We start from the raw sequence: 7,549 nt of genomic DNA, 5'->3' as shown, positions 1-7,549 counted from the left end.
CACTTGGCTTGACAATCCGTCATCCATAAAAATTTGTTGAAACGTTTGCGAAATGGCTCCGTCCAATGAATAGAAACACAACACAAGAGAAAAAACAAACATTGGAGGAATACAACATGAAAACAATTCGTACAGGAATGATGACTCTGGCGGCACTCGCCGTATTGGGCACGAATATCGTATCGGCTACCTCCGAACCAGTTAAAGAGCTGTCGGTGAATGTAAACGGAAGCGCGATTACGCAAGCAGCGATTTTTGATAAAGGTCAACAAACGGTATTGGTTCCGCTTCGCCCGGTGGCTGAATCCCTCGGATTCAAAGTAAGCTGGAACGACAATCTGAAAGCGGCAGAAGTGCAAAAAGGCGCCATCTCTAGCTACGCAAAAGCGGGCGAGGATCGCTACCCATACGCGAAAATGTACAAAACGCTCGGAGCGGAGCCGCGCGTGCTGAACGGCAGCACGTATGTGCCAGTCGCGTTTGTGGATGAAATCCTGCAAGCCGAAGTTAATGTGACAGACAGTGCGGTGACCGTTGTGGACGAAGAAGCAGAAAAAGCGCCAGTGCGTACAGGTACGATTTCTACCATCAACAAATCGGAAAAAGGAAATATCTCTATTGCGCTGGACGGATATGAGACAGGCATCATCCTGCACATCAGCGAAGAGACCAAAATCACCGACGCTGCGGGCAAAGTATTGAAGCCGGAAGACTTGAAGCTGGGCATGGAAGTGGAAGCGACTCACCACAAATACATGGCGATGAGCATGCCGCCGCAAACAGGTGCGCTGACCATCGTGGTGAAGAAAAGCCTGGAATCTGCGGAAGTAATGGGAACAGCAGGCAAAGTAGCGAGCATTGCGCCTGACCAGCAAGGCACGTACAAAATGGTGGTAGAAGGACACGGCTTGACCACTACTTCTCCGGAAAAAGTGGCGCTGATCATCAACGACAAAACCGTAATCGTAAGCGCCAAGGACAACAAAGCGCTCAAGCCGGAAGAATTGAAGGCAGACATGAACGTAATCGCGTTCTACGGTCCTAAACTGACGCGCAGCTTGCCGCCAATCGGTGTAGCCGAAAAAATCGTAGTAGAGTAAGAGAGAATCCGGGATGGCAGTTGCTGTCCCGGTTTTTTTGACGCATGTCGCTGACGACGTACGGCATGCAGGTGAATCGGTCAAGGGTCTCAAGGTCTATTCCAGTGTCATATTTTGTCAATGCCGACTTTGCGCGGAACGGGGCAGGTTAAGGGAATTCCCTGATACACAACTGGTCATGTAAACTCTACAATAGCATGTAGATGATTGTCTCAAAGGAGGAGCGCATGAGTACGTGGAAAGAAGATCTGGGAACATCCAATGAAGCTTTTTCCCTGATGCAGTCCATCTTTGCCAACGTCAGTGACGCCATCCTGGTGATCGACCATGAGGGACGGATTGTCAAGGCCAACGCAGCGCTGGCACAAATGTCAGGCTGGACAGAAGAAGAGCTGGTCCGGGAAAAGCACATTTGCGAGCTTTGCTTGGGCATGGCAACCTGTACGGAGGAGACGAGTTGCACCGATTGCTTTTTCAAGCGGGTGCAAATGCCGTCTTTTGAAATGCGGCTCCGTACAAAAGACGGACACGAACATCCTGTGGCAGCCAGCTCAGCCCGACTGCCCGACGACTCAAGTGGCAAGCTGGTGATGATCTTGCGTGACATGTCAGCTCAGCAGCGTGTGGAAAAAGAGCGTTATCAGCACAAGCTGACTCATTTTGCGATTCAGGCGCAGGAAGAAGAGCGGAAGCGCATTGCTCGCGAGCTGCACGACGGCGTAGGGCAGGCGCTTTACAGCATTTTGGTCGGACTGAACGTGGTCAGGCAGGGAAATCCCGGAGAACAGGTCATGCAGCACGTTACAGAGCTGGTGAACATGACATCCAAGGCGATGGAGGAAGTCAAGCGCATGGCTTTGGAGCTGCGCCCGTCTGCTCTCGATGATCTCGGACTTTTGCCCGCGTTGCGCTCTTTGATGAAACGAGTGGAAAAGACTTTTCACATACAAGTCGAATTGCACGTACAAGGCGAGAAGCGGAGGTATTCGGCCGCGATGGAAACCGCGTTGTACCGGATCGTTCAAGAAGCCATGACCAACACCGCCAAGTACGCGCAGGCAAGCCAGCTGGCGATCATGTTCGAAAATCGGGAAAAAGAAGTCGTCGTGACCATCGTGGACGACGGCATCGGTTTTGAAGTGGAGAAGACGTTGAGTGTCGGCAAAGGACTTGGCGTGTTCGGGATGAAGGAACGGGCGCAACTGCTTGGCGGTACCGTCGATATTCGTTCGGCACCGCAAGAAGGAACGACAGTCATTGTCCGCGTTCCGTTGCCAAAGGAGGGGATTTTGGATGACCATTCGCGTGCTGATCGCTGACGATCACGCGATTGTACGGTCCGGGCTGGGAATGCTGATCAATGCCCAGGAGGACATGGATGTTGTCGGCTATGCAGCTGACGGCAAGGAAGCTTGCGAAAAAGCGCTGGAAATCCGCCCGAACGTGGTGTTGATGGATTTGAGCATGCCGCCAGGGGAGAACGGCTTGACGGCAACAGCGAGACTGAAGGAAGCAGCACCGGACATACAGGTGCTCGTTTTGACGATGCACGACGACGAGGAGTATTTGTTTCGTGTCCTGCAGGCCGGAGCTGCCGGATATATTTTGAAAAGCGCCCCTGACCTCGATCTGATCGCTGCCATTCGTTCCGTCAACAGCGGTATGGCTTATTTGTATCCATCGGCCACGAAATCGCTGATTGAGGAATTTTTGCAGATGGTCAAAAACGGCGAGGAACAGGCGAAGTACGAGATTTTGACCGAGCGCGAAAAAGAAGTGCTCGTGCTGATCGCCAAAGGTTTCAGCAACAAAGAAATCGCGGAGCAGCTCACCGTTTCCGTGAAGACGGTCGAGTCGCACAAGGCGCATATCATGGAAAAGCTGCACTTGCGCACGCGGCCTGATCTGGTGCGGTATGCGATCAAAAAAGGCTGGCTCGACTTTGAGTAAACCAGACCGAATGCTTTCATCACGTCCTTGCAGCTGTTTGAGGGCGTGTTTTTTATTCCGAAGATTTTGGACAGGAATGGAATATTATGTAACCATGTGCCCGTTCGTCTCGTCATTACTTATGTGTAAAAATAATCCAGTTACTTTGGAGGCGCGAGATGAAAAGAATCAATCAGTCGGTCATGACGATTGTGGCGGCATGCTTGCTGGCTGCAACGCCAATGTGGACGGAAACTTCGCGGGCAGAAGCAGCCAATATAGCAAAAGAACAACAGGCGAAAAAGAGTGAAATTTCAAAAGAAGTGCAAAGCTCGTTGGACAAGCTGTTCGAGCAGATGCCGGAATTAAAGACACTTCGCCTGGAAGAGAAGTTTTTGAAAGAAAACAACTTCCGCGACTACCCGAATCCGGTCTGGAACGTGATGCTGACAAACAGGCCAGAGACAGGGGCAGAAAAAAATCGCACCGAATATGCGACTGCCTCGATTGAACTGGATGCGCAGACAGGGCGACTGCTTTTCCTGGATATTCGCAATCCGGACTGGGCGTCAGCCAATTATCCGGACGAAAAGCTGGCACGCGAAAAAGCGGACGAATTTCTGCACAAATGGCTCGGAAAAGAAACCAGTTCTCTGAAACAGTCGCAGGCAATGGGCAGAGGGAAGGCCGGAAGGGGGAGCGGAGAAACAGGCAAAATGATCGAGTGGGCGAGGTCGAGCGTCTATTACCAAACCCTGATCAATGAGATTCCGCTGAACGACTACTCTCTCGTTGTATCTGTTGACCATGTCGGACATATTGTTCGCTACGACGCTTACCGCCAAATTCAGCCTGACGAGGCCAAGTGGCCCGCCCCAGAAAAAGCGATCTCGCCGGACAAAGCGAAGCAGCTGTATCAGGAGCAGTTGAAAATGCAGCTGGAGTACGTTGCTGAACAACCGACAGCGTATGCCGGGCCGGGAAGACCGTCCGAGAAAAAGCCGATGCTGATTTATCAGGCTAACGAGCCATTCGGAATTGACGCCGTGACAGGCAAGGTAGTGGGAGAGGACAAAATACCGGATCAACAAACGGTGCGAGTGAAAGGCGGAGGGAAGTCTGTCAAAATCGCATCCAAAGCAGAGGGCGAGCAATGGCTGAAGGAGCAGTTTGGCATTGATGTCGCAGGTGCTGACTTTGAATACGATGATCATAAGGAAAACTTGACGGATGGACTTCAGCAAATCGAATCGTATCATTGGTTGAACTTTTCCGGCAAGAGTCCCTCGCCCTTTGACAGCATTTCGCTTACGACTGACGCTGTGAGTGATCGCCTGATCGGTTTCAATCTGCATTTGCCGGACGGGCGGAAACAGGGGAAGACAATCAGCATTGAGGAAGCAAAGAAAAAGGCGATTGCAGCTCTGGAACCGTATGTTGATCCATCGCTTGCCGAGCTGACGCTTTTCGTGCGAACGGATGAAGCGGAAATCCCCGATTGGGTAGACAAGAGCAAGCTGCACAAACAGGACGAACCTCAGGAGTATTCGTTCCACTTCCAGGGCAAACGCGACGGGATTCCTGTGTCAGACGAATTTTATGGAGTGGAGATAAACAAGGAGACGGGGGCGATCGCAGGGCTGAACCTTCATCCGATCCAGCCGGGCATCGTTTTGCCAGACGCGGGCAAGATCGTGAGCGAGCAAGAAGCCAAAGAAGCGTATCAGCAGGAAGTAGAGCTGGAACTGAACTATTACTGGGACCAATACGAAGGACAGCGGGCGCCTGAACCGCAGTTGATCTACCAGACAAAAGAGAAGAACAGCTACCGCTTTATTGACGCCACTACGGGAAAAATCATTACAGTCAAATATCGCTAAACGTGCCCCAAAGCCGATTGCTCTTGCAGCAGTCGGCTTTTTTGTCGAAAATGTGGCGGATATTATGTCGGAATTGTGTCGTGAATGAGTCAGAATGGGGATTTTCCCGGACCATTTTAGGGGATTTCCCCGAATTACTTCCAACTGGTCCCAAGGGTAGAATGAAGGCGTGATAGATGTGATGCGCCTGCGCGGCACACAGAAAGGAGAAAAGTGCGATGGAGACGCAAATCGACAAATTGGAGCAAAACAAAAAGTCAAAAGAAAAAAAGACACAACCAGAGAAAGAAGAGCTCAAAGGAACGTTTGCTGCTGTGCTAATTGTGGGAGGCATCATTCTCGTTGGCTGGCTAGGTGTATTCGGGCTTTTCCTGGAACGGGCGTAATAGAGGAAGAGAAGGAGGATACGTATGCATTTGCACCGTTATGAAAAAATATGGCTGATGCTTGGTGCAGGCGGATTGGCGCTGTTTATCGTGTTGTTGTGTGTCAACGCGTTTGCGATGGGGATGGCTCCGCCAAGCAATATGGAAATGATTGATCCGGAAAAAGTGATGGAGACTCCTCCCTTTGATAAACCAGGCTTGAAGCAAGTGGGAGACAAGGAGTACGACGCTTACATGACGGCGTTTGCCTTTGGTTTCTCACCGACAAAGATGGAGGTTTCGGCGGGCTCCACCATCAATTTTCATGTAACAAGTCCGGACGTTGTTCACGGATTCCAGATTCCGGAAACAAACATCAACTTCATGGTTTTGCCAGGGCACATCAGCTCGGCTACCCATACGTTTGACAAGCCAGGTGAATACCTGATCCTTTGCAACGAATACTGTGGCGCAGGCCATCAGGTGATGGCAACCACAATTATTGTGAAATAAAGGTAGGTGAACCTTAATGGTCATCGCAAGAAAATTGGATGAAGCAATTCCTCACACTCCGATACAGCGTTCTGCAGCCACACTGAGTCTGGCTTATGTCTGGGTGGCGTATGCGGCTTTTGGGCTGGCAGCATTGGCAGGTATGCTCCAAGGGATGGTTCGCGGCGGTATTATTGAACTGCCAAGCTGGACGAACTACTATCAAATTTTAACGGCTCATGGCGTATTGATGGCACTCATTTTTACCACGTTCTTTATCGTCGGCTTTATTTTCTCAGGTGTTGCCCGAACGACAGGCGGCTCCTTGCACGGAGCAGCGCTGAAATTTGGCTGGGCAGGCTGGATTCTCATGGTGACGGGAACGCTGATGGCGGTCGTCACGATCGTGATGAACGAAGCTTCGGTCTTGTACACGTTTTACGCACCGTTAAAAGCTTCTCCATACTTTTACATCGGTTCCGCCCTGCTCGTCGTGGGCAGTTGGCTGGCTGGCTTCGGGGTTTTTGCCAGCTATCGCAAATGGAAAAAAGAAAATCCGGGTAAAATGTCTCCGCTGTTCGTGTTCATGGGAGTTACCACATACGTCATGTGGATTATCGCTACTCTCCCGGTAGCTGTAGAGGTACTGTTCCAACTCATTCCGTGGTCACTCGGACTGGTGCCGACGATCAATATCATGCTCAGCCGTACGCTGTTCTGGTTTTTCGGCCACCCGCTTGTGTACTTCTGGCTGATGCCTGCTTACATGGCTTGGTATGTATGCATCCCGCGAATTATCGGCGGACATGTGTTCAGTGATTCGTTAAGCCGTCTTGCGTTCATCTGTCTGTTGCTGTTCTCGATTCCGGTCGGCTTCCACCACCAGTTGATGGAGCCGGGAATTTCCGCAGGCTGGAAAATGATTCACGTTGTATTGACCTTGATTGTCGTTATTCCTTCGCTGATGACCGCCTTCTCGATGTTCGCTGTCTTCGAGACGACGGGACGCAAAAAAGGCGGAAGCGGCCTGTTCGGCTGGCTCAAAAAATTGCCTTGGACTGACGTTCGCTTCTTCGCTCCATTTGTCGGAATGCTGTTCTTCATTCCTGGGGGAGCGGGCGGAATCATTAACGCAAGTAACCAGATCAACGCGGTTATTCACAATACGATTTGGGTAACCGGTCACTTTCACATCACGGTCGGGGCGGCAGTTGCCCTCACGTTCTTCGGAGTCAGCTTCTGGCTGATCCCTGCCTTGACCGGACGCAAACTGACCAAAATAGCCAACCGGATGGGTATGGTGCAGACGGTATTCTGGGCTGTCGGGATGTTTCTGATGTCGCTTGCGATGCATACGATGGGGCTGCAAGGAGCGCCGCGCCGCACAGACTATACGACGTACATGGATCATCCGACCGCTCTCGGCTGGATGGACTACCAACGCGTCATGGCTTTTGGTGGAGGACTGCTGTTTGTGTCGGCGGTTCTGCTGATCCTCATTTTGCTGTACTTGACGTTCTACGCGCCAAAAGGCAATACGGAATATCCGATTGCCGAAACCGAAACGAAGCAAGAAGTTCCCCGCATTTTGGAGCGTTGGCCTGTATGGGTCGGACTGGTTGCATTCCTGATCATTCTGGCCTACGGTTACCCGATTATGGAGCAAATCCAGCATCAGGCGCCAGGCTCGCCTCCGTTCCGAACCTGGTAGTGATACAAAGGCAAAGACAAAGAGCCGCTTCCCGTGCAGGGGGGCGGCTCTTTTTTGGTGCGCCACGCATGG

7 protein-coding genes are annotated in these 7,549 nt (G+C 51.4%); all 7 read left to right on the top strand.

Annotation, left to right across the window (positions count from 1 at the left end; translation table 11 throughout):
* The first annotated feature begins 116 nt into the window (after positions 1–116).
* The 7 genes from DEP07_RS25715 (at position 117) to DEP07_RS25685 (ending at position 7,477) form a co-directional block, all read left to right on the top strand.
* A complete protein-coding gene (locus DEP07_RS25715; protein WP_122966654.1) occupies positions 117–1,100 on the top strand; it encodes a copper amine oxidase N-terminal domain-containing protein in 984 nt (327 codons plus the stop codon).
* Positions 1,101–1,327: 227 nt separating this feature from the next.
* The gene (locus DEP07_RS25710) at positions 1,328–2,419 is read left to right on the top strand and encodes a PAS domain-containing sensor histidine kinase (RefSeq protein ID WP_122966653.1); all 1,092 of its coding nucleotides are present in this window, start codon (positions 1,328–1,330) and stop codon (positions 2,417–2,419) included.
* Complete coding sequence (locus tag DEP07_RS25705) at positions 2,394–3,050, top strand: response regulator (RefSeq protein WP_063229374.1); 657 nt, start codon at positions 2,394–2,396, stop codon at positions 3,048–3,050. The genes DEP07_RS25710 and DEP07_RS25705 overlap by 26 nt, the downstream gene beginning before the upstream one ends.
* A 158-nt stretch (positions 3,051–3,208) precedes the next feature.
* Positions 3,209–4,909: a YcdB/YcdC domain-containing protein gene (locus DEP07_RS25700; protein WP_287103209.1), complete on the top strand. Its 1,701-nt coding sequence runs from the start codon at positions 3,209–3,211 to the stop codon at positions 4,907–4,909.
* 218 nt (positions 4,910–5,127) lie between these two features.
* Positions 5,128–5,295 carry a cytochrome c oxidase subunit 2A gene (locus tag DEP07_RS25695; RefSeq protein ID WP_122966651.1) on the top strand — a complete coding sequence of 56 codons (168 nt, stop codon included), beginning with the start codon at positions 5,128–5,130 and terminating at the stop codon, positions 5,293–5,295.
* Positions 5,296–5,319: 24 nt separating this feature from the next.
* Positions 5,320–5,787, top strand: coding sequence for a cytochrome c oxidase subunit II (locus DEP07_RS25690; protein WP_287103208.1), 468 nt, complete (start codon positions 5,320–5,322; stop codon positions 5,785–5,787).
* Positions 5,788–5,803: 16 nt separating this feature from the next.
* Positions 5,804–7,477, top strand: coding sequence for a b(o/a)3-type cytochrome-c oxidase subunit 1 (locus DEP07_RS25685; RefSeq protein ID WP_122966650.1), 1,674 nt, complete (start codon positions 5,804–5,806; stop codon positions 7,475–7,477).
* Positions 7,478–7,549: the final 72 nt, after the last annotated feature.

Origin of the sequence: Brevibacillus sp. (assembly GCF_003521185.1) — a bacterium.
GTDB lineage: Bacteria > Bacillota > Bacilli > Brevibacillales > Brevibacillaceae > Brevibacillus > Brevibacillus parabrevis.
Note: the sequence above shows the minus strand (reverse complement) of the source record. Positions and strands in the feature narration are given on the sequence as shown.

Coding starts and splice junctions, on each gene's coding strand:
- DEP07_RS25715 (WP_122966654.1), top strand. CDS start 117: ATGAAAACAATTCGTACAGGAATGATGACTCTGGCGGCACTCGCCGTA.
- DEP07_RS25710 (WP_122966653.1), top strand. CDS start 1,328: ATGAGTACGTGGAAAGAAGATCTGGGAACATCCAATGAAGCTTTTTCC.
- DEP07_RS25705 (WP_063229374.1), top strand. CDS start 2,394: ATGACCATTCGCGTGCTGATCGCTGACGATCACGCGATTGTACGGTCC.
- DEP07_RS25700 (WP_287103209.1), top strand. CDS start 3,209: ATGAAAAGAATCAATCAGTCGGTCATGACGATTGTGGCGGCATGCTTG.
- DEP07_RS25695 (WP_122966651.1), top strand. CDS start 5,128: ATGGAGACGCAAATCGACAAATTGGAGCAAAACAAAAAGTCAAAAGAA.
- DEP07_RS25690 (WP_287103208.1), top strand. CDS start 5,320: ATGCATTTGCACCGTTATGAAAAAATATGGCTGATGCTTGGTGCAGGC.
- DEP07_RS25685 (WP_122966650.1), top strand. CDS start 5,804: ATGGTCATCGCAAGAAAATTGGATGAAGCAATTCCTCACACTCCGATA.